At 62.5% G+C, this 20,726-nt stretch carries 19 protein-coding genes; 11 read left to right on the top strand and 8 right to left on the bottom strand.

Annotated elements, in window-relative coordinates:
* The first annotated feature begins 2 nt into the window (after nucleotides 1-2).
* The 3 genes from CWR53_RS11835 (at nucleotide 3) to CWR53_RS11845 (ending at nucleotide 1,806) form a co-directional block, all read left to right on the top strand.
* Nucleotides 3-623, top strand: coding sequence for a biliverdin-producing heme oxygenase (locus CWR53_RS11835; protein ID WP_058605931.1), 621 nt, complete (start codon nucleotides 3-5; stop codon nucleotides 621-623).
* 148 nt (nucleotides 624-771) lie between these two features.
* Nucleotides 772-1,158 (top strand): VOC family protein, encoded by a 387-nt coding sequence (locus CWR53_RS11840; protein ID WP_058605932.1) that lies wholly within the window; start codon nucleotides 772-774, stop codon nucleotides 1,156-1,158.
* Nucleotides 1,159-1,236: 78 nt separating this feature from the next.
* Nucleotides 1,237-1,806, top strand: a complete 570-nt coding sequence (locus CWR53_RS11845; RefSeq protein WP_058605933.1) for a hypothetical protein — start codon at nucleotides 1,237-1,239, stop codon at nucleotides 1,804-1,806.
* A gap of 314 nt (nucleotides 1,807-2,120) precedes the next feature.
* Here the strand turns inward: CWR53_RS11845 and CWR53_RS11850 are convergent, their stop codons facing one another.
* The 4 genes from CWR53_RS11850 to CWR53_RS11865 form a co-directional block, all read right to left on the bottom strand.
* The gene (locus tag CWR53_RS11850; protein ID WP_100851596.1) at nucleotides 2,121-3,047 is read right to left on the bottom strand and encodes an alpha/beta fold hydrolase; all 927 of its coding nucleotides are present in this window, start codon (nucleotides 3,045-3,047) and stop codon (nucleotides 2,121-2,123) included.
* 176 nt (nucleotides 3,048-3,223) lie between these two features.
* Nucleotides 3,224-5,695 carry a UvrD-helicase domain-containing protein gene (locus CWR53_RS11855; protein WP_100851597.1) on the bottom strand — a complete coding sequence of 824 codons (2,472 nt, stop codon included), beginning with the start codon at nucleotides 5,693-5,695 and terminating at the stop codon, nucleotides 3,224-3,226.
* Between the two features lie 22 nt (nucleotides 5,696-5,717).
* Nucleotides 5,718-6,218: a hypothetical protein gene (locus tag CWR53_RS22990; protein WP_181405500.1), complete on the bottom strand. Its 501-nt coding sequence runs from the start codon at nucleotides 6,216-6,218 to the stop codon at nucleotides 5,718-5,720.
* Between the two features lie 197 nt (nucleotides 6,219-6,415).
* Nucleotides 6,416-7,779, bottom strand: a protein-coding gene (locus tag CWR53_RS11865) for an IS3 family transposase (RefSeq protein WP_100850704.1) whose coding sequence is annotated in 2 segments (ribosomal slippage) — nucleotides 6,416-7,314 and nucleotides 7,314-7,779 — 1,365 coding nt in all. Because the reading frame shifts where the segments join, the coding sequence is not laid out codon by codon here.
* 702 nt (nucleotides 7,780-8,481) lie between these two features.
* Here CWR53_RS11865 and CWR53_RS11870 point away from each other — a divergent pair.
* Nucleotides 8,482-9,180 carry a pirin family protein gene (locus CWR53_RS11870; protein ID WP_058603303.1) on the top strand — a complete coding sequence of 233 codons (699 nt, stop codon included), beginning with the start codon at nucleotides 8,482-8,484 and terminating at the stop codon, nucleotides 9,178-9,180.
* 28 nt (nucleotides 9,181-9,208) lie between these two features.
* Here the strand turns inward: CWR53_RS11870 and CWR53_RS11875 are convergent, their stop codons facing one another.
* Nucleotides 9,209-9,700: an isochorismatase family protein gene (locus CWR53_RS11875; protein WP_078478487.1), complete on the bottom strand. Its 492-nt coding sequence runs from the start codon at nucleotides 9,698-9,700 to the stop codon at nucleotides 9,209-9,211.
* A 279-nt stretch (nucleotides 9,701-9,979) separates the two neighbouring features.
* Between CWR53_RS11875 and mrdA the strand changes: the two genes are divergently transcribed.
* A complete protein-coding gene (mrdA, locus tag CWR53_RS11880) occupies nucleotides 9,980-11,875 on the top strand; it encodes a penicillin-binding protein 2 (protein ID WP_100851598.1) in 1,896 nt (631 codons plus the stop codon).
* 32 nt (nucleotides 11,876-11,907) lie between these two features.
* Here the strand turns inward: mrdA and CWR53_RS11885 are convergent, their stop codons facing one another.
* Nucleotides 11,908-12,534 carry a glutathione S-transferase family protein gene (locus CWR53_RS11885; RefSeq protein WP_100851599.1) on the bottom strand — a complete coding sequence of 209 codons (627 nt, stop codon included), beginning with the start codon at nucleotides 12,532-12,534 and terminating at the stop codon, nucleotides 11,908-11,910.
* Between the two features lie 228 nt (nucleotides 12,535-12,762).
* On the opposite strand from CWR53_RS11885, the gene CWR53_RS11890 reads away from it, so the two are divergent.
* The 6 genes from CWR53_RS11890 (at nucleotide 12,763) to CWR53_RS11915 (ending at nucleotide 19,031) form a co-directional block, all read left to right on the top strand.
* On the top strand, nucleotides 12,763-13,083 hold the full coding sequence (locus tag CWR53_RS11890) for a DUF2388 domain-containing protein (protein WP_027915726.1): 321 nt from the start codon (nucleotides 12,763-12,765) through the stop codon (nucleotides 13,081-13,083).
* Nucleotides 13,084-13,202: 119 nt separating this feature from the next.
* The gene (gene glcD, locus CWR53_RS11895; RefSeq protein ID WP_100851600.1) at nucleotides 13,203-14,702 is read left to right on the top strand and encodes a glycolate oxidase subunit GlcD; all 1,500 of its coding nucleotides are present in this window, start codon (nucleotides 13,203-13,205) and stop codon (nucleotides 14,700-14,702) included.
* Nucleotides 14,702-15,757 (top strand): glycolate oxidase subunit GlcE, encoded by a 1,056-nt coding sequence (glcE, locus tag CWR53_RS11900; RefSeq protein WP_100851601.1) that lies wholly within the window; start codon nucleotides 14,702-14,704, stop codon nucleotides 15,755-15,757. The genes glcD and glcE overlap by 1 nt, the downstream gene beginning before the upstream one ends.
* A gap of 9 nt (nucleotides 15,758-15,766) precedes the next feature.
* Nucleotides 15,767-17,017: a glycolate oxidase subunit GlcF gene (glcF, locus tag CWR53_RS11905; protein ID WP_100851602.1), complete on the top strand. Its 1,251-nt coding sequence runs from the start codon at nucleotides 15,767-15,769 to the stop codon at nucleotides 17,015-17,017.
* Nucleotides 17,018-17,178: 161 nt separating this feature from the next.
* Nucleotides 17,179-17,517, top strand: a complete 339-nt coding sequence (locus CWR53_RS11910; RefSeq protein ID WP_058603310.1) for a hypothetical protein — start codon at nucleotides 17,179-17,181, stop codon at nucleotides 17,515-17,517.
* An 80-nt stretch (nucleotides 17,518-17,597) separates the two neighbouring features.
* Entirely contained in the window at nucleotides 17,598-19,031 is a 1,434-nt protein-coding gene (locus tag CWR53_RS11915) for a PLP-dependent aminotransferase family protein (RefSeq protein WP_100851603.1), read from the top strand.
* Here CWR53_RS11915 and CWR53_RS11920 read toward each other — a convergent pair.
* Together CWR53_RS11920 and CWR53_RS11925 are read right to left on the bottom strand one after the other, a co-directional pair.
* Nucleotides 19,024-20,220 carry a CynX/NimT family MFS transporter gene (locus tag CWR53_RS11920; protein ID WP_100851604.1) on the bottom strand — a complete coding sequence of 399 codons (1,197 nt, stop codon included), beginning with the start codon at nucleotides 20,218-20,220 and terminating at the stop codon, nucleotides 19,024-19,026. The two genes, CWR53_RS11915 and CWR53_RS11920, sit on opposite strands and share 8 nt — an antisense overlap.
* The gene (locus CWR53_RS11925; RefSeq protein WP_100851605.1) at nucleotides 20,217-20,675 is read right to left on the bottom strand and encodes a nucleoside deaminase; all 459 of its coding nucleotides are present in this window, start codon (nucleotides 20,673-20,675) and stop codon (nucleotides 20,217-20,219) included. The genes CWR53_RS11920 and CWR53_RS11925 overlap by 4 nt, the downstream gene beginning before the upstream one ends.
* Nucleotides 20,676-20,726: the final 51 nt, after the last annotated feature.

Below are 20,726 nucleotides of genomic sequence, written 5' to 3' on the forward strand. Positions count from 1 at the left end.
GAATGATCGCAGTACCCGTGTCACCCCTGGAGACAAGCCGTTGCAAACGCCTCAAAGCGGCCACCCACCGCGAACATGACAGTGTCGATCAGTTGGTCATGGCCGCACACCCCTTTCAGGACAGAGCGCGGTATGCGCGCTTCCTGCTGGTACAGCATCACTTTCACGGCAGCCTCCATGGACTTTACGAGGACCCCCACCTCAATGCGTGGCTGCCGGGCCTCTCGTCGCTGTCGCGGCTCGCTGCGGTCGAGCAGGACATTCGCGACCTGGGCCAACTGCCACCTGCCTTGCCGGCGAGGGTGAAGGTAGACCCGGCCCAGGCACTGGGCTGGCTGTATTGCAGCGAGGGTTCGAACCTGGGCGCCGCCTTCTTGTTCAAGCACACCCAGCGCCTTGGCCTGGACGAAGGCCTGGGTGCGCGGCACCTGGCAGCCCACCCGCAAGGACGCGCCCAGCACTGGAAGTCTTTCGTGAGCGCAATCGACGGCCTGGCCCTCGATGAACCACAAGAAGCTGACGTGATCGCCGGTGCCATTGCAGCCTTCGAAGCCTATCGGACGAAGGTCACCGAGGTATTCGCCGCTGACCTGCACACCACTACGGACACTTCCAAAGGCTGAACGCTTGTGCTGCGCCGGCCATTGACCAGTTTGCGGCCCTGATGCACCGATGACGCGACCAAAGAAGCGATTTGATACTGGGCTGCATTGCCAAACGTCAAGGGCCGTCTTTACTGGTAAGTAACGACCCCAGCATAGGTGTGCGCCCATGAAGATCATGCTCACCCGTATTCTTGTCGACGACCAAGCCAAAGCGCTTGCCTTCTATCACTACGTACTGGGCTTCGAACCTAAACAAGACCTCGCCATGGGCCAGCACCGCTGGCTGACCCTGACCTCACCCAACGACCCCAACGGCGTGCAACTGCAACTGGAGCCAGAGGTGCACCCTGCGTCGAAAGCGTACAAGGCCGCGCTCAAAGAAGACGGCATACCCACCGCAATCTTTGCCGTGCGAGACATACAAGGCGAATACATCCGGCTATCCGCTGCCGGTGTCCAGTTCCATCAGACCCCCGCCGAGGTCGATAACGTCATGACTGCAATCTTCGACGACACCTGCGGCAACCTCATCCAGATTACGCAGTTACACTGATTGGCGCCTGCACACCGCCTGCGCCCGTCCAACATCCCGACTGGCGCAGCCCTTCCGATCGTTGCCCAAGGACACACGATGCGTCATGAGTTCGACGAAGTGCTCAACGACCTGGTCGACTACTTCCTGCTAGGTGACATCCAACTGCTCGAGCGCTTCAAGCAGGAGCATGGCCTGCCTGACGACCTGGCCTACGAATTCACCCACCATGACAGCGGCGACAAGGCCGTCCGCGACGGCGTCGTGCTGCCTGTGGCCGGCGTCGACAACCTTCCCTACCACGTGGTGTTCACGCTCGATGGGCAAACGCCCAAATTGCGCGAGGCGAGCAGCCGTCTCAAGCACCAGCGCGGTGGCTATTCGCTGAAGATCGAGCATGGCGCTGTGATGCTGTATACCTGGCGTATCCTCCAGTACTTCACCCCCAAGACCCTGGGCGACTTGCTGGCGCGCTACCGTGAGCCGGGCCGCCCTGTGATCGAACTGGACAACGGCTGGTATGACGTCGAAGTCCTGGCCGGCGCCTGCCTGTGTGATGGCCTGTACGAACCGACCTTCGAGTTCGTCTTGAACAAGCGTGCTGGGCGTGTGGCGAACACCACCGTGGACACTGGGTATAATTTCAGCCTGCGAGGCTACTTTGACTGATACGCCTTCACTGTGGCCATGAACGGTGCAGCGCAGCCAAGTTGGCAGGGCGAGATCTGGCTGGCCGAGGACCACTGCCTGGTGACGGGACGACTGGGGCGCACCGACAGCCACCAGCACTATGCCCACCAGCAAGGGCAGCAACCAAAACAGATAGGTGTTCATCGCCGCTGCCAGGGCAGCGCCTATGAACCCAAAGAAAAACACAGGGGCGTAGAGGTAGCGCATGGGCAACTCCAGAATGACAGGAGCCCCCAGTGTCCCCGTACCGGCCGACACCGCGCTTGAACGAACGGCGCAACCGTGTGTAGGCGCTACTCGTTGACCAAGCGCTGCAACACACCGCCTTCATGGCGCGCGAGGATACGCAGCAGTTGATCAACCAAGGCACGGTCCGGCGCATCGAGGTGGAAATGGTGGCCGCCAGGATGCCAGGACACTTTCGCCTGTGGCGGCAATGCCGCTTCACGGCGGCCGAAGGCCTCGCCCGTGAAAGCGCCCTGCCGGCCAAACATCAGGTACAGCGGGCAGCGAATCTGGCTCAGCAGATCGCATGCCTCCGGCTCGGTGAGCGGCATGGGCTCAGGCAGCACCAACCGCGGATCGTGGCGCCAGCAATAACCGTCGTTGAGCTGGAGCAGGTCGCGCAGCGCCAGTAACCTCGCAGCCTCTTGAGACAAGTCGGTGTCGAGCCGTTCACGACGCTGAGCCAGCGCGCTGTCCAAATCGTCGAAGCGTTGCACATCCGGCTCGTTGAAGCCCTGCATCTGCGTACGCTGGACCATGCGCTTGAGGCGATAGGCCCGTGCCAGGTGCTGCACGCGGTCATGCTCGGCCACGGTGAACGGTGCCCCCATGCCGTCGAGGAAGGTCATGCTCGCAATCGCGCTGGTCATGGCCGCCAGCAGCGAAGCCACACCGCTGCCCATGCCGTGGGCCAGTACATGGAATTGCCGCAACCCAAGGCTTTCGGTGACCGACAGCATGTCCTCGGCGTGTTCCCATAGGTAGTAGCCGCTGTCATGGCGCCGATGGTCGGAACGCCCATGGCCGACCAGGTCGGGGGCTACCACGAAACAGCCATCGAGCAGGGGTGCCAGGCGCTCGAACGAGGCGGCGTTGTCCAACCAGCCATGCAAGGCCAGTACGGGAATGCCATCCTCCGGTCCCCAGCAGCGCACAGCCACTTCGATGCCATTGATGTCCAGCGGGTGATCCTTGGGTGTGGTGGTTGATCGCATGGGTATGCTTCCTGATCGGCAGCCTGATGCAGCTACACCAGACCGAACACGCCACCGCGTTCCACGACGCCTGTCGTCTGCGGCAACCCTTGCGCCGGAGCGCGCAGGGCGCCGACAGGTCACCTTGGCGCAAGCCAGTGGCCACCACTGGCCCCTTACCGACGGTGACTTAACCGTCACCGACCCCGACAGTCTTCGAAACAGTCCTGACGGCCATCCACACGGCTGGAAGCGCGAGCGGCCACGGCGGCATCGCCATTGGCCGGCTCCACGTGCCAGTAGCAATGCTGCACCGCTCGGGTCACGGCCACATAGGCCAAGCGCTGCACCTCCTCCTTCTGGGCGGTATCGAACGGCTGTGGGTCGCCCGCCTTGCCCAGGCCCGCCTGGCGATAGACCTGGTTCTTGTAGGGCGAGCTGGTCAGGTACTGGCAGTCGCCCAGCATGAACACCGCATCGGCCTGCAAGCCCTTGGCGCTGTGATAGGTGAGTTGCCGAAGACGCCGCTGCTCGGGGAGCACCGCTGCCTCGGCTTGAAGCACAGGTTCCAGGTGTTCGCTCATCGCCGCCCGGTCATTGCCCTTGCGGTAGAGCATCAGCACCGACTCGCCGCGCTGGTAATGCTCGATGAGGGTCTGGCCCAAGGCGGCCTCGTCACGCTCGAAGACCTTGACCGGTGAGCCTGCAAGTTCAGCGGCAGGGCCAGCGGCCCGGGCCTTCTTGCCGGCGATGGTGGACGTGCCCTTGACCAGGTGCTCGGCGGCATCGATCACCTGCTGCTGGCAGCGATAATTCTCCACCATCATTACCCGTGTGCTGGCGGGCGTTGGGAATGCCTTGGTGAATTCGGTGAAGTACTTGGGCGAGCTGCCTCGCCAGCCATAGATCGACTGCCAGTCATCGCCCACGCACAACAGCGATGAGTGCTGAGCATTGCGACCGACATTCAAGCCGGGGCCGCGCCTGCGGATTTCACGCAAGGACGCCCGCAGCCAGCTGACGATTTGCGGCGAGACGTCCTGGAATTCATCGATCATCAGGTGGGCCAGCGGCCGCAACAGCGGGTCGGGCAACAGTTGCAGGTTTTCCGGGTTGTTTTCCCCGAACAGCGCGAACATGCGGTTGTAGCTCATGACCGGAGGTAATTGGTCAAGCAAATGCGCTTCGAACGCTTTCCAGTAAAGGGCCAACGCTTCGAAGAACAGCGCGTCGCTGTCGCCTGGCACAAAGCGCATGTCGGCAATAGCCGTGTTCACATCCAGGCCGAGGTTTTCGATAAAGCTCGCGGCGCTGACGAATGCGTCGAGCAGCGGCGCGGCCGACAGCTCGCCCTTGACCTTGTATTCGAACCCAGGCCCGGCCACGGCGTCACCTGCCAGCGAAGCGGCCAGGCGCCGGGCCATGGCGTAGTTGTCCAGCCAGATCAACGGCTGATCGCAGAATGCCTGCAACAGGGTTCGTTTGACTGCCCACTCCGCGCGGACGGCGAGCTTGGCACCGGGTCGTTGGTACTGGGCGCTCTCGGAAGGGTCGAAGCCCAACACCACCCATGGCCCGGTGGCACCCAAGCGGCCGTGGACATGAAAACGGCACCCACGGATCTCAACGGTGTCACGCATCGGCTCAATGCCCTGGATTGGCCAGGCCCCCGCTGCGAACCAAAGGTCCTCGATCACATCGCACAGCTCTTCATCGCGTTGCGCGGCCAGTTGCGTCACCTGGGCGCGTTTCTGCACCTCGGGGTTGTCCGGGTCCAGTGGCTTGAGTTGCAAGGCTTCGTTGCGCAAGTGGCCGATCAGCTCGGCAAAGCGGGGGCTGTCCGCCAGCAGGGCGCTGTAGCAATGATTGAGCTGTTGGCGCTGGGCATCGTTCAGGCGCAGGTCGAACGGGTTGCTGTCCGCCTCGGCCTCACGCCCGGCGGGCATCTCGTTGCCCAGGGTCTCGAACGCGCGCACCTGCTCGAACCCAGGCAAGCTGCGCACCAGCGGCAGGATGCGGGAGTGGAAGGTGCGGACCAGTTCGCGCGCCTGTGCCGGTTGCAGGTGAACGTCCCACAGCGCGAACACCTGCACCAAGCGCTTGATGAAGTCCTTGCGCGACTCACGGGTGAAGGTGACGACCGTCATCGCATCGAGTTCGTAGCCCAGGTAGTGACGCAGCAGCACGATTCGCAGCACCAGGGAGGTCGACTTGCCCGCCCCTGCCCCGGCCACCACGCAGGTGGACGGTGTATCGCTGAAGATCAGTTTCCATTGCGCGGCGCTGGGTTGCGCGTGGCTGGGCAGGCGCTGGGCAACGTCGGCCTTGAAGCGTTTCTTCAGCTCGGCGGTCAGGGCCAGGCGCCAGTCTTCGAACAGGTGATCGTCCTGGCCGGGAATGGCTGGGGTGTCGGGGCGGTGGTCACGGATGACCAGCACTTGCTGGCCTGCCTCGTACCCCTGCGCATGGCCACGTTCGAACCCGGCGCGTTCGCCTTCGCCCCGGCCTTGGTGCTGGCCATCGGCATGGCCTAGCCACCAGGAGTGAGGGTGTTGCGCCTGAATGCGGGTCAGACCACGCCCGAGGCACTGGGCGATGAGCCGTTTGAGCCAGGGTAGGCGTGTGGGTGGGGTCAGTTCGGCGAGGGCCTTGGGTTGCTCGTTGGCCACAGTCACTCCGTTGGCAGCAAAATCAGCCGGCAATGTTCGCCGCAATGGCGCAAAAGCGCCAGCGAATGCGTGGGAAAACGTCTGGGGCGGTGGTTGGCGGGGGTGGGGGGTGCAGGGTAGGTGACCATGGGGCCGCTACGCGGCCCATCGCGGCACGAGGCCGCTCCCACACGGGTGTAATTGTAGCCTGGAGCAGTGCGCAAGCTTCGATCCATTCATTGAAGTCATTTAATACCTTCAAAGTTGCAACTTTTAACTCCCGGTAGCTGCCATTATTCTTGCTCTTGCTCTTGCTCTTGCTCTTGCTCTTGCTCTTGCTCTTGCTCTTGCTCTTGATCTTGATCTTGATCTTGATCTTGATCTTGATCTTGATCTTGATCTTGATCTTGATCTTGATCTTGATCTTGATCTTGATCTTGATCTTGATCTTGATCTTGATCTTGCTTTGGCTTTTGATCTTGCTTTTGATCTTCGCGACTTCAGAAGGCCGAACGTAGGTCTTGCGGAGGGAGGTGACAGGCATGGATGCCTGTCAAGCGCTGGGCCCCAGGATGGGGCCTGCAGCGCGGTCCTCCCGGGAGCAAGGCCGGAGTGAGGGAACCCCGAAGCGTAGCGTAGGGGCCGTATGAATGGAGCACAGCGTTTTTTGGTTACTTTTTGTCGCGTTTGACAAAAAGTGACTCGCCGTTGAACTGACCCCCAAAAGTTGGACAGTGAGCGCTATGGGGCCAGCGCGTGGGTCCGAAATTGTATCGGACTCAGGCCATTAAGTCTGAGGCTGATGCGTTTTTGGTTGTAGTAAGCGATGTAATCATCAAGTCCTGAAGCCAACTGCTCGACATTTTCAAACGACTCCAGGTAAAAATATTCGCTCTTGAGTGTGCCGAAAAAACTTTCCATTGCGGCGTTGTCTAGGCAGTTGCCCTTACGCGACATACTCTGCTCAATGTTCTTCTCGGCCAGCATATGCCGGTAAGTGGGCTGCCTGTACTGCCATCCTTGATCGGAGTGCAATATCGGTTTATCACCTGGATTCAGCCGCTCAAAGGCTTGCTCAAGCATTGCCGAGACCATCTTGAACTCCGGGCGCCGGTTAATCTGATAAGCGAGGATTTCGCCGTTATACAGGTCCATCAACGGCGAAAGAAACAGCTTCTGCCCCTTCACTTTGAACTCTGTCACGTCGGTTGCCCATTTCTGATTAGGGGCTCCTGCCTTGAATTCTCGCCTGAGCAGATCAGGCGCAACCAGTCCCTCTGAGCCTCGGTACGAGCGATATTTCTTCGCCCTGACCAGCGACTGGAGACCCATCAGCTGCATCAGTCGCTGCACCTTCTTGTGATTAATCATCCGACCGTTGTGCTTGAGGGTCTCAGTGATCCGGCGATAGCCATACCGTCCCTTATGCTCGTGATAGACGTTGTTGATACTCTCTTTCAAAGCCGCATGCTTGTCAGTCAACAACACCTTGCTTTGGTAATAAAAGGTACTACGTGCAAGCCCGGCAGCACGTAACAGCAGAGCGAGTCGATGCCCGTGCCTCAATCCCTGGACAGCCTTCGTTTTCTCGCCTGCGCAGTGCGAGGGTCCGCTTGGATCAAGGCATCGAGCTTTTTTAGATAAGCATTCTCCGCACGCAGATATTCCAGCTCTTCGAGCATTTGCTCGGGTGTCAGGTCGCTATCCGAAGCGGTAGGAGGACTTGCGCTGGTTTTTTTCGATGGCTTACGGGGCATGCTCAACTCTCGGGTATGATGCGGATGAAGTGCTTCAACTCCGCCTTGATCATACAACCTTTTCCACTGCCTGATGCTACTTGGACCACGGATATCAAACTGGATGCAGGCTTGCTGGGCAGACAATCCTTCTTGCTCAATGCACTGCAAAACCTTCAATTTGAACTGGGCATCGTAGCGGCTGTACTTGGCACTTAAACCGGCTGCGCCGTGTTTTTCATAGCCCTTTACCCACCGACGTAGCATCGATGGACTGAGGTCATGCTTTAGCGCCACTTCATGAATGCTAGGAGCAGAAAGGCACTCTTCGATGAGTGCCTGTTTGAGCGCCAGGTTGTATTTCGTCATGGAACACCCTCCGGTGAGATAGGTGTCCAACATTCGGGGGTCAGTTCACGTAATGGCGAAAAGGTGACTAAGCGTCGCCATCGCAAATGGAATATGCTCTCTTTCAATACCCACGCCAACGCAATCAAACTTGAAACTTGAAACTTGAAACTTGAAACCTGAAACCTGAAACCTGAAACCTGAAACTTGAAAGCGTGGGCGCGCACAGCAAGTTGGTATTCATTGGCGCGGGTGGCGCACAGTCACCTTTCCGCCCTTACGGCGGCTCACTTTTTGTCTTGTCAAAAAGTAAGCAAAAACCGCCTGCTCCTATCATCCGGCCCCTACGCTACGCTCCGGGGTTCCCTCGCTCCGGGCTTGCTCCCGGGAGGACCGCGCTGCAGGCCCCATCCTGGGGCCCAGCGCTTGACGGGCATCCATGCCCGTCACCTCCCTCCGCAAGCCCTGCGCTCGGCCTCCTGAAGTCGCGATCTGCGGCGCCTGAACTACCGCGCGTTTAGAAGCAAAAGCCAAAAAACCAACGGCAACGGCAACGGCAACGGCAACGGCAACGGCAACGGCAACGGCAACGGCAACGGCATTTTGGACGATAGCTCAGAGATATATCGATTAAAGCGATAAAATAGAGCCGATATTTACGCTTATTTTAGATGTTTCGTAAGCGCATGATGGCCCTATTCCACCTTTTGAAGGAGTCCAATCATGCTTCAACTACGACCATTCAACACCCTGGGCGCCGCCAACCACGGCTGGCTCGATGCGCACCATCACTTCTCGTTCGCCGAGTACTACGACCCAGCCCGCATGCACTGGGGCAACCTGCGAGTCTGGAACGACGACATCATCGCCGCTGGCAGCGGGTTCCCACCCCACCCTCACCGGGACATGGAAATCATCACCTACGTGCGCGAAGGGGCCATTACCCATGAAGACAACCTGGGCAACAAGGGTCGGACCGAGGCTGGCGACGTGCAGGTGATGAGCGCCGGCACAGGCATCGCGCACAGTGAGTACAACCAAGAGGACAGCGAGGCGCGCATTTTCCAGATCTGGATCGTGCCCGAGCGCACTGGTGATGCACCGTCCTGGGGTACACGCCCGTTTCCCAAGGGTGAACGCGGCGAAGGCTTCGTGACCCTGGCCAGTGGCAGAGATGGCGATGAAGGCAGCCTGCCGATTCGTACCGATGCCCGCCTGGTCGCCGCAACGCTGCGCGCCGGAGAAACCGCCGAGTACCGGTTCGACCCCAAGCGTCGCGGTTACCTCGTCCCGGCCAAGGGCCGCATCGAGGTCAATGGGCTGCAGGCCAATGCCCGGGACGGCGTGGCCATCGCCGAAGAAACGCTGCTGCAGGTCACCGCCCTGGAAGACAGCGAGATCGTGCTGGTGGACGTCGCCTGAAACGCTGGCACTCAGTCGGGCCGGTCCCTCAAGGATTGCCCGGCTGGGCCAGCTCAGCCAGCACTTCGGCGGACGTGGTGACCTGGCGGAAATGATGCTCCCACAAGGCGATGCCCATCTTCGCCGAACGATCCAGCGAGGAGCCGACGGTCATGTCGGTCACCAGAGTCGGCATCAACCCAGCGTCGAACAGCGCGAAACCGGCTGCCAGCACACAGGTGTCGGTCTGCAAGCCGCTCACCAGCACACGCTCCACCCCGAGACCGCGCAGGTACTCGATCATCTCTTTACCCGGTCCGTAACCATGCTTGATGAACACTCGATCGGCTTCGATCAGGCTTTCATCCTGGGCAGCCGGGTGCCAGCCCAATTGCCGCTCGAAAGGTGTCACTCGCTCATCGTGCAACTCGACCGAGGCGATGGTAGGTATGTTGGCCGAAAGCAGTCGCAGGCCGTCGACCAACCATTCCGGCGGGCTGAATGTGGACTGGACGTCCACGATGAGCAGGACCTGACGCATGAGCACCTTCCGTCATGAAAAAGCCATGGAGTATACCCGCCTGGGCCTGACAAGCGCGTTGAAGCCCAACCCGCTCATGCACGACGGTGCTCAACCAGGCTGATGAACAAATCTTCATGCAGGCTTGAGCCCCGCAGGCTCGGGCGGCCTGGGCGCGGCCCACCTCACCGCGCTGCGCGGCGCCTTGAGGCGGGCATGCAGCTTGCGTAGCATCACTGCCCCACCCGGCACCAGCCCGTTACCAACGCCTGCCCGCCCAGCCTTCTACAGACAGAGCCCATGCCCCAACCGATCCCACTCAAGGACCATGAAAAGGAAAAGCACCTGGTCAACCGCCGGCTCCTGGCCTGCGCTGCGCTGGTCTTCAGCCTGGTCGCCATCCTGATTGGTCGGTTGTATGTGCTGCAAGTCATCCAGCATGACCAGCAAAGCGCCGTGTCGGAAAACAATCGCGTCCATGTGCTGCCGATCGCACCCGAGCGAGGCTTGATCTACGACCGCAATGGCACTGTGCTGGCCGACAACAAGCCCAGCTTCGACTTGACCATGACCCGTGAACGGACCGGCGGCGACAGCGCCAAGGTGCTCGACACCCTGACCCAGGTGCTGGGGCTCGATGACGAGGACCGCAAGCAGTTCGACAAGGACCTGCGACGCGGGCGCAAACCCTTCGAGCCGGTCACCTTGATGGTGGGCTTGAACGAACAGCAGATTGCCTTGATTGCCGTCAACCAGTTCCGGCTGCCGGGCCTTGAGGTGGAGCCGCAATTCATTCGCGAGTACCCGCTGGGCGAGCACTTCGCCCATTCAGTGGGGTACGTAGGCCGCATCAACGAAAAAGAGGCCAAGACCCTGGACAGCACCGAGTACCGGGGGACTCAGTCGATCGGCAAGACGGGCATCGAACGTTTCTATGAAAGTCAGTTGCACGGCCACGTAGGCTACGAGGAAGTCGAGACCAACGCCCAGGGCCGGGTGATGCGTGTGCTCAATCACAAGGCCCCCACGCCAGGCCAGGACATCGTGCTGACCCTCGACGCCCACCTGCAACTGGCGGCGGAAAAGGCCCTGGGCGAGCGCCGAGGCTCGGTGGTGGTGCTGGACCCGGCCAACGGCGATGTGCTGGCGATGGTCAGCAACCCGGGGTTCGATCCCAACCTGTTCGTCAAGGGCATCAGCTTCAAGCAGTACGCACAACTGCGCGACTCCATCGACCGCCCCCTGTTCAACCGCGTGCTGCGCGGGCTGTATGCCCCAGGTTCGACGGTCAAACCCGAAGTGGCCATTGCCGGGCTGGACAGCGGCGTGATCACGCCGGGCAACCGCGTGTTCGACCCGGGTTACTACGAGTTGCCCAACTACGACCACAAATACCGTAACTGGAACCGCAGCGGTGATGGCTGGGTGGACATGTACACCGCGATCATGCGTTCCAACGACACCTACTTCTACGACCTGGCGCACAAACTGGGTATCGAGCGCCTGCACGACTACATGGCCGAATTCGGCCTTGGCCAGAAGGTGTCGCTGGACATGTTCGAAGAAGCGGCCGGGCTGATGCCTTCGGCCGAATGGAAGCGCGCGACCCGCCGACAGCCCTGGTTCCCCGGTGAAACGTTGATTCTGGGTATTGGTCAGGGCTACATGCAGGTCACGCCATTGCAACTGGCGCAAGCCACCAGCCTGCTGGCCAGCAAAGGCGTATGGCATCGCCCGCACCTGGCGATGACCGTCGGTGGCGATGCGCCCATCGACCCTAACCCCATGCCCGATATCGTGCTGCACGACAAACGCGCCTGGGATCAGGTGAGCCAGGGTATGCAAATGGTCATGCACGACCCGCGCGGCATCGCGCGCGCTGCCGCCGCCGGCGCGCAATACCGCATTGCCGGCAAGAGCGGCACGGCCCAGGTGGTGGCCATCAAGCAAGGGGAACGCTACAACCGCAACAAGACCCTGGAACGACACCGTGACAACGCCTTGTTCGTCGGGTTCGCCCCGGCCGAGCACCCCAGCGTGGTCGTGGCGGTGATGATCGAAAACGGCGAAGCCGGTGGGCGGGTGGCAGGCCCGGTAGTGCGCGAGGTCATGGATGCCTACCTGCTGGACGAACAAGGTCATCTAAAGCCCGAATACGCCGGCAGCTCGGCGGGCAAGTCACCTGCCCACGGCTGAAAGCAAAGCCCGCAGGCGGTCAGGCCTTGCGTTCAGGGCGCAACGCGGGGCATCAGATCGTAGGGGTGCTGCCACCCCGGTAACGCCTGCAGTCGCGCTTTCCAGGCTTCGATGTGCGTGTACTGCTGCACGTTCATGCCGGTATCCTCGGGCATGAACACATAACCGGCCAGCGACAAGTCGGCGATGGTCACCCGCGCGCCGACCATGAACGGTGTGCCGGCCAGGTGCGCATCGACGATGCGGTAGGCCGCGGCGGCCCGCTCGCGCAAGAACGTCGTCACCTCGGTTTCGCCCGTCTGCTTCAGGCACAACAAAAAGCGCAGCGCCGCGTAGTAGCTGGTGAACTTGTGGTTGTCGAACAGCATCCAGCGCCAGATCTCACGCCGCTCTTCTTCACTCTGGGGGCCGAACTGGCCTGTTTGTGCGCTCAAGTAGTCGAGGATCAACGCCGACTGGGTCAAACAGGTGCCCCCATGCATCAGCACCGGCACCTCACCCTGCTCGTTCACCTCGTCGCGCCACATCGGGTCGCGGGTCTGGCCATTGAAGAAGTCCACGAACACCGGCTGCCAGTCCTGGCCGGTCAGTTCGAGCATCAGCGCAGCCTTGTAGGCATTGCCGGATTCGGCGAAACAATGCAGCGTGTACTCGGACATGGTGCAGCCCTCGATGGCTGTCGGGGTAGGCCGCTGAGCAGAGCACGCGGATGGCGATGCGGTCAATCCAGGCCTGACGTCGATGCTGGCCAGGCCCGTTGACCCGCCCAACCCTGCCCCGCCTGAGCAGACCATCGGCTAACGCTTCGGTGAGGGAACTCCACCTGCATGCGTAGCCTCTCACCAATAGTGGTAATCCCCTGGGCTTCACCTATTGGAGAACACGACATGCGCCAACTTGCCCTCGTACCCGCACTGCTGCTTCTATTGCCTGCCGGCGCTGCCATGGCCCGCGTCGACGGCCGCGACATTGCCACTTCGGCCGGTGTCTCAGCTTCGCTGTACTCAACGTTCAAGGATGACAAACGCATCATTCCTGCCCGTGACGAGCTGTCTGCGTTCGTCGCCAGCGGTGGTGCCATTCGTGGTGCCTACGTGGAAGCTGCCTTGCAGCAAGCACGCAAGGACCACCCCGGCCTGCAAGTCAACGATGAAGAACTCGCTCGCGCCATCCTCTCCCAGGACGACCCTCTGGTCGCCCAGCAATGACTGCCGCCGGCGTTGGCCCTCGTTGTGGCCAGCGCCGGTCGTAGCCCGCCCCGCAAGCCCTAAGTCCAGACTGGGGCTACACTCGTCATGACCCTATAAGAACAACGCATCCAAGTGAGATGACGATGCTGTATGACGAACACGTCGACGGCGCGCTGCCGACGGTTGATCGCGAGCTTTTGATTCAGTGCCTGCGCGATGCACTGCCTGACCTTCAGGTGCTGCACCGCGAAGAAGACCTCAAGCCGTATGAATGCGACGGTCTGGCGGCGTACCGTACGGTGCCGCTGCTGGTGGTGTTACCCGAGCGCGTAGACCAGGTGCAGAGTGTGCTGCAGGTTTGCCACCGGCTCACCGTACCGGTCGTGGCGCGCGGCGCCGGGACCGGGCTGTCTGGCGGTGCCATGCCCTTGGCCAAAGGCGTGTTGCTGGTGATGGCGCGGCTCAATCGTATTCTTGAAGTCAGCCCCCAAGGCCGCTTCGCCCGGGTCCAGCCGGGCGTTCGCAACTTGGCCATTTCCCAGGCCGCCGCCCCTTACGGGTTGTACTACGCCCCCGACCCTTCATCGCAGATCGCCTGCACCATCGGCGGCAATGTCGCTGAAAACGCAGGCGGCGTGCATTGCCTGAAGTACGGTCTGACCGTTCACAACATCCTCAAACTGGAGGTGTTTACCGTGAAAGGTGAACGGCTGACCCTGGGTAGCGATGCGCTCGACAGCCCTGGGTTCGACCTTCTAGCACTGTTCACCGGCTCCGAAGGCATGCTGGGGATCGTCACCGAGGTGACCGTGCGGCTGCTACCCAAGCCACCCGTGGCACGGGTCCTGCTGGCCAGCTTCGACCGGGTCGAGGACGCCGCGCGGTCCGTTGCCCACATCATTGCCGCCGGCATCATTCCCGGGGGGCTGGAAATGATGGATAACCTGGCCATTCGGGCGGCCGAGGGCTTCATCCATGCCGGGTACCCAGTGGAGGCAGCCGCCATCCTCTTGTGTGAACTCGACGGGGTCGAGGCCGATGTGCACGAAGACTGCGAACGGGTGGCCACACTGTTCACCCAGGCCGGTGCCAGCGAGGTGCGGCTGGCGTGTGACGAGGCGCAGCGTGCACGGTTCTGGGCAGGACGCAAGAACGCCTTCCCTGCCGTCGGCCGCTTGTCCCCGGACTACTACTGCATGGACGGTACGATTCCGCGGCGTGAGCTGCCCCGCGTGCTGGTGCGGATTAGTGAAATGGCGCGCGAACATGGGCTGCGGGTGGCCAATGTGTTCCATGCAGGTGACGGCAATATGCACCCGCTGATCTTGTTCGACGCCAACCGGCCTGGCGAGTTGGAGCGGGCCGAGTCCCTGGGTGGAAAAATCCTGGAGCTGTGCGTGGCCGTTGGTGGGAGCATCACCGGGGAGCATGGGGTCGGCCGGGAGAAGATCAACCAGATGTGCGCCCAGTTCACCCATGACGAGCTGCGGGTGTTTCACGCCGTCAAGGCTGCATTCGACCCGCAGGGCTCGCTCAACCCTGGCAAGAACATTCCCACGCTGCACCGCTGCGCCGAATTCGGTGCGCTGCACGTGCACCACGGGCAGTTGCCCTTCCCTGCGCTGGAGCGGTTTTGATGGGCACGGACCAGGATGCAAGCCAGGCGTTGCTCGAGCAGGTTCGCCAGGCGCTGGATGCCGGTACGCCCTTGCGCATCCAGGGCAGTGGCAGCAAGGCCATGATCGGCCATGCCGTCAACGGGCAAGTGCTCGATACACGCGGCCATCGCGGCATCGTCAGTTACGACCCCACGGAGCTGGTGCTGACAGCTCGCGCCGGTACGCCGTTGCGCGACATCGAGGCGGCGTTGCAGGAAAAGGGGCAGATGCTGGCTTGCGAGCCACCGCACCTGGGCCCGGGTGCCACCTTGGGCGGCATGGTGGCGGCTGGCTTGTCCGGGCCCAGGCGGCCCTGGTCAGGATCGGTCCGTGACTTCGTGCTGGGCACACAGGTCATCACAGGCCAGGGCAGCGTGCTGCGCTTCGGCGGCCAAGTGATGAAAAACGTGGCCGGGTATGACCTTTCACGGTTGCTGGCAGGCAGTTTCGGCTGCCTGGGTGTGCTGACCGAGGTGTCGCTTAAAGTCCTGCCCGTGCCGCGGCACTGCGTAAGCCTGCGCCTTGGAATGGATCGGAGCCAGGCCTTGGCCACGCTCACGCGCTGGGGCTCGGAACCACTGCCGCTCAGTGGTGCCTGCCACGATGGACAAGCAGTGTTCGTGCGCCTGGAAGGTGGCGAGGGTTCGGTAGCGTCGGCCCGCCGGCGCCTGGGGGGCGAGTACGTGGACGGCGAGTTCTGGACGCAACTGCGTGAGCAGCGCCTGGCATTCTTCACCCAGGGCAGCGAGCCCTTGTGGCGTGTGTCGCTGCCCCTCGCAACAGGGGAACTGCAGCTGCCGGGACCCCAATGGCTGGACTGGGCAGGCGCCCAGCGCTGGCTGCGGACAGACGCCCCAGCCCATGTCATTCACCGCATCGCCGAACAGGCGGGTGGCCACGCGCTGTGCCTCACCCCAGGCCAGGCCCCCTACCCGCCCTTGTCGGAGCCGCTGATGCGCTACCACCGGAGCCTCAAGGCCCAACTGGACCCCAAGCGCATCTTCAATCCTGGCCGTCTGTACCCGGACCTCTGAGGGCAGCCCATGCAGACCAACTTGAGTGACAGCGCACGCACACTCGAGCGCGCCGAGGAGGCAGAACGCATCCTGCGCGCGTGCGTACATTGCGGCTTCTGCACAGCGACCTGCCCCACCTACCAGCTGCTTGGCGATGAGCTCGATGGCCCGCGCGGGCGCATCTACCTGATCAAGCAGGTGCTCGAAGGCCAGCCCGCCACTACCAGTACTCAATCTCATCTGGACCGATGCCTGTCGTGCCGCAGCTGCGAAACCACTTGCCCGTCGGGTGTGCGTTACCACGACCTGCTGGACATTGGCCGGGCCGTCGTGGAGCAGCAGGTGCCACGACCACTGGGCCAGCGCCTGTTACGTCACGGCCTGCGCTTTGCGATGGTGCGCCCCGCCGTTTTCAAGGCCCTGCTGCGAACTGGCCAAGCCCTGCGCCCCTGGCTACCGGCGCAGGTCCAGCAAAAGGTGCCTTTGCAAAAGGCGGCTGGCCTGATGCGCCCGGCGCTGCGCCATCCGCGCCGTGTCCTGATGCTCGAGGGGTGTGTGCAACCGGCATTGTCACCGGCGACCAACGCTGCGGCGGCGCGCCTGCTCGATCGCCTCGGTATCAGCGTGACCCCTGCACCGGCCGAGGGTTGCTGTGGAGCAGTGGACTACCACCTCAACGCCCAGGCGCAAGGTTTGCAGCGCGCACGGCGGCGCATCGATGCCTGGTGGCCAGCCATTGAGGCGGGCGTCGAGGCTATCGTGATCCCAGCAAGCGGCTGCGCCGCGTTCGTGCGCGAGTATGCTCACCTGTTGGCTGCTGACCCGGCCTATGCAGCCAAGGCGGCGCGGGTCAGCAGCCTGTGCCGTGACTTGGTGGAAGTCCTGGGGGATGCGCCCATCGAGCAGCTGGCGGTGCCCGCCGGACGGCGCCTGGCGTTTCACTGTCCGTGCACTCTGCAACATGCCTTGAAACTGGGTGGCGCTGTGGAAGCGCTATTGATCCGGCTGGGGTTTACCCTGACTCCGGTCACCGATGCCCACCTGTGCTGTGGCTCGGCAGGCACCTATTCGCTGACCCAGCCAGGGTTGTCCAGGCAGCTGCGCGACAGCCGCCTGGACGCTCTGGAACGCGGGCAACCGGACGAGATAGCCACCGCCAACATCGGCTGCCAGGTGCATTTGAATGGCGCAGGGCGCACCGCGGCTCGGCACTGGGTGGAGATCGTCGAAGAGGCGCTCAGGCACGCAGAAGAGCGCGCCGGGGCGAACGAGGGATAGGCACCCCCTGCCGCCTTGTGCATCTCGTCCTGGGTAAGCTTCATCTTCGCCCATTTACTTGATTGGGATTTTTCACCGGCCAACCTAGGAACCGTCCTACTTGTCGCTTGGCAGAGCAAAAAACATGATCGACGCAGTCGCCCCCACACAGGACGGTGCGCATGCTCGCCAACCCGCACCTTCTTGCCGAACTGCGCAGCCACCTGCGCGAACTGCTCACCCATGACCTGGCCAACCCAGACCAGGACCCTCATCTCTCTGGCGTCATGTTCTTCTGCGTCACCGACGAGCCATCCAGGCAACTGATCGAGCGAATCGAACTGCTCGCCAGCGAAGCGTTTTTCGATGCTCGGGGCCGGGCCATCACCCATCACATGAAGGCCGCCGTCGTGGAAGGGGTTCAGATCAAGCGCTGCCGTAGCGCCCCTGCCGACGAAACCCGCATCCGCATCATTCTCTCGGGCAAAGGCTACATCACGGTGAGCATGGCCAGGGCGTAAGCAGTCTTGCTGCGGCGTGAGCAGGCACCTCGCCGTACGCAATCCGCTATCCTGAGCGCTCTCTTGCTTTGGAATGCTCCATGGAACTGCATATTCGCCTGGAGGGCCGCAAAGGCTTGGCTGCCCAGCTCTACGCGCAGTTGCGCGCAGGTATCGAATGCGGTCACCTGGCGGCTGGCAGCCAGTTGCCGCCCAGCCGCTTGCTGGCCGAGCAATTGGGAGTGTCGCGCAAGACCGTCGCGGACGCCTATGCACGCCTTACCCAGGACAACCTGCTGAGCGCGGTAGTCGGCCGGGGTACGTTCATCAATGCGCTTGCACCCAAGCGCAGCGCGCCGCCAAGCGCCTTGACCCTTGCCGGCGATGCGTCGCTCAGGCGCTGGCAATCCCGCGCCACCGTACTGGGCCAACGTCACGCGCAATCGGGGGTGCGTTATGACTTCATCGGCGGTGTGGCGAGCAAGGCGCTATTCCCGTTCGACCTGTGGCGCAGCTGCCTGAACTACGCCGTGCGGCGAAGCCAGCATCATCTACAGCGGCATTTCCCAGCCCAGGGCCTTGCGGAACTGCGCGAGGTCATCGCCCACCACATCGCCTACGCCCGGGGCGTGCACTGCACGGCTGACGATATCCTGGTGTGCAACGGCGCCCAGCAGGCCCTGGACCTGATCGCCAGGGTGCTGGTGGAGCCTGGCTGCAAGGTCGCCATGGAGGACCCGGGGTATCCGCCGGCACGGCAGTTGTTCCTGGCCTTGGGCGCCCAGCTGCAGGGGGTGCCGGTGGATGAAGAAGGTTTGTGCGTTGACCAGATTGCCGAGGGCACGCGGCTGATCTATGTCACGCCTTCGCACCAGTTCCCATTGGGCATGCCGATGGGCGAGACACGCCGGCGAGCGCTGTTGGCCCGGGCAGCCGCGTTGGGTGCGCTGATCATCGAGGACGACTACGACTGCGAATTCCGCTATCTGGGGCCTAGGGCCGATGCGCTGCAACGCCTGGACACCCAGGGCCTTGTGGCTTACGTCGGCACGTTCTCCAAGACCCTGCTCCCGGAGTTGCGCCTGGGTTATGCCGTTTTGCCAGAAGCCGTGCTCAAGGCCAGTTGCGTAGCCAAGCAATTGAGCGACTGGCACAGCCCGACCCTGCTGCAGTGGGCCCTGGCCCGCTTCGTGGAACAGGGGCATCTGAACCGGCACATCCGCCGTTGCCATGAGATATACACCGCGCGTCGCGATCGCGTGTTGCAGCGTCTGGACGACGACCTTGCCCCTTGGCTCAGGGCCATTCCCGCCGAGGCGGGGTTTCATCTAAGTGCCTTGGCGCAAACGGGGTTCGACGTGGAGCACCTGGTCGAACAGGCACGCAAGGTCGACCTGGGCATTTACTCACTCGCCCCGTTCTTCAATGAAACGCCAGTGCGGCCGGGGCTGTTGATGGGCTTTGGTGCCATTGAAATGCTCGACATCGACCCAGCACTCGACCGACTGCGCGATACGCTGCGGCGAATCAGCTGAGGGCATCGACGTTATCGACCGGGACGGGTCGAGCTAAGGCCTTCGCGTAGCTCTGTGGGCTGAAGGCTATCGTCACCAGCAGCATCGTCAACACGCTGGCCGTGAGCACGGTCCACGCGCTTTGAAAATCACCGTCGAGCGCACGCAGCCACCCGACGATGTACGGCACACAGCCGGTGATGATGAAGCCGATACCCTGGACGAAACCCGCCAGGCGGCCGGCTTCGGCTGGCGTAGGAAGATGTTCGAGGGTCAGGGTCAGGCTTTGGCTGAAACAGGCGCCCAGCCCGAACCCGATCAACGCTACCCAAAGCCCTGGTGCGGCGGTGGGTGCCATCAGTAACCCCATGAACCCCACCAGCTGAATCGACAGCGCCAGCGCAAGGCCTGGGCGCCGATCCACCCAGCGCCTGAGCAGCAGCGGCAGGCCCAATGCGCCCAGTACCTGGAATATGGTCATCAGCCCCACCAGGTCGGCGCCTCCCTGTGCGCTGCCACCCTGCTCCAGATAAAACGCTGGCAGCCAGGCGACCATGCTGGTGTAGCCGCCATTGATCAAACCGAAGTACACGGCCAGCAACCAGGCCCGTCGGTGGCCAAACCAGTGCCCGCCGTTTCCTTTGAACACTGGGGACTGTATGTTGCGTGGCCGCAGGATGAGCCATGCCAGCATGGCAAGCATCGCCGGTGCGGCCCAGGCCTCTAGGCCCATTTGCCATTGCCCGGAATACTCGGCCAGGTGCGGGCCCAGCACAGCAGCCAGCCCGCCGCCGCTCATCAAGGCAGCCGAGTACAGGCCCATTGCGCCAGCAAGGCGCCCTGGAAACCAGCGATTGACCAGCCCTGGCATCATGCCTTGCACCACCGCCACGCCCAAGCCTGCGAGCACGGCGCTGGCAACCAGTGCCCAGGCACTTTGAAGTTGCAACCGCCAGAGGCACGCCAGCGCGATGGCCGCCAAACCACCGAGCATGCCGGCATGTTCGCTCAGCCATCGGCGTGACCAAGGGTGCAGTAACGGAACCGCCCCCATGCACAACACCGGCAGCGCCGTCAGCAATGCCGCTTGCTGATAACCCAGGCCGGTACTGATGCGCATTGGCTCGAGCAAAGGGCCGATGCTGGTCAGGATGGGGCGCAGGTTCAAGGCCAGCAGCACGACCAGCATCGCTCTCCAGACTACTGTCATTGATCGTTGGCCTGTTGCCACTGAGCGTACAGCCCGCTTTCGTCGTCGGGCTTGAAGGCGCGCAGCGGCAATGACTGCTGCTGGGGCGCACGCGTCATCTGCGCGTAAAGGTCAGCGGTCGACAGCCCGTAAGGCTGGCCTTCGTCGTTGTCATAGGCAAACCAGGCCTGGCTGATACCGCACAGGTGCATGGCCGCCAGGCACATGGGGCATGGGTGGCCGCTGGCATACACCTGGGCGCCGTCAAGACGGGCGCGCCCCAGCGCCTGGCTGGCCTGGCGGATGACTTGCATCTCGGCATGGGTGGTCGGGTCTTGTGAGCGGTGTATCTCATTGATACCGCGCGCCACAACCTGGCCTTGGTACACCAGGACGGCACCGAACGGCCGGCCTCCGGCTGCGATGTTGGCGCGTGCCAGTTCGAGGGCCTCGCGCATGAAACGGACTTCTGGCATGGCTCGATCTCCTTGGATGGGACGGGTCATTATCCTGAGTCGGTGGCAGTG

The sequence above is a fragment of the Pseudomonas sp. SGAir0191 genome, from assembly GCF_002812565.2.
Lineage (GTDB): Bacteria > Pseudomonadota > Gammaproteobacteria > Pseudomonadales > Pseudomonadaceae > Aquipseudomonas > Aquipseudomonas parafulva_B.

Bases quoted from the DNA above. Each gene is read 5' to 3' on its own strand.
- CWR53_RS11835 (WP_058605931.1), top strand. From the start codon at position 3: ATGATCGCAGTACCCGTGTCACCCCTGGAGACAAGCCGTTGCAAACGC.
- CWR53_RS11840 (WP_058605932.1), top strand. From the start codon at position 772: ATGAAGATCATGCTCACCCGTATTCTTGTCGACGACCAAGCCAAAGCG.
- CWR53_RS11845 (WP_058605933.1), top strand. From the start codon at position 1,237: ATGCGTCATGAGTTCGACGAAGTGCTCAACGACCTGGTCGACTACTTC.
- CWR53_RS11850 (WP_100851596.1), bottom strand. From the start codon at position 3,047: ATGCGATCAACCACCACACCCAAGGATCACCCGCTGGACATCAATGGC.
- CWR53_RS22990 (WP_181405500.1), bottom strand. From the start codon at position 6,218: ATGCCTGTCACCTCCCTCCGCAAGACCTACGTTCGGCCTTCTGAAGTC.
- CWR53_RS11870 (WP_058603303.1), top strand. From the start codon at position 8,482: ATGCTTCAACTACGACCATTCAACACCCTGGGCGCCGCCAACCACGGC.
- CWR53_RS11875 (WP_078478487.1), bottom strand. From the start codon at position 9,700: ATGCGTCAGGTCCTGCTCATCGTGGACGTCCAGTCCACATTCAGCCCG.
- mrdA (WP_100851598.1), top strand. From the start codon at position 9,980: ATGCCCCAACCGATCCCACTCAAGGACCATGAAAAGGAAAAGCACCTG.
- CWR53_RS11885 (WP_100851599.1), bottom strand. From the start codon at position 12,534: ATGTCCGAGTACACGCTGCATTGTTTCGCCGAATCCGGCAATGCCTAC.
- CWR53_RS11890 (WP_027915726.1), top strand. From the start codon at position 12,763: ATGCGCCAACTTGCCCTCGTACCCGCACTGCTGCTTCTATTGCCTGCC.
- glcD (WP_100851600.1), top strand. From the start codon at position 13,203: ATGACGATGCTGTATGACGAACACGTCGACGGCGCGCTGCCGACGGTT.
- glcE (WP_100851601.1), top strand. From the start codon at position 14,702: ATGGGCACGGACCAGGATGCAAGCCAGGCGTTGCTCGAGCAGGTTCGC.
- glcF (WP_100851602.1), top strand. From the start codon at position 15,767: ATGCAGACCAACTTGAGTGACAGCGCACGCACACTCGAGCGCGCCGAG.
- CWR53_RS11910 (WP_058603310.1), top strand. From the start codon at position 17,179: ATGCTCGCCAACCCGCACCTTCTTGCCGAACTGCGCAGCCACCTGCGC.
- CWR53_RS11915 (WP_100851603.1), top strand. From the start codon at position 17,598: ATGGAACTGCATATTCGCCTGGAGGGCCGCAAAGGCTTGGCTGCCCAG.
- CWR53_RS11920 (WP_100851604.1), bottom strand. From the start codon at position 20,220: ATGACAGTAGTCTGGAGAGCGATGCTGGTCGTGCTGCTGGCCTTGAAC.
- CWR53_RS11925 (WP_100851605.1), bottom strand. From the start codon at position 20,675: ATGCCAGAAGTCCGTTTCATGCGCGAGGCCCTCGAACTGGCACGCGCC.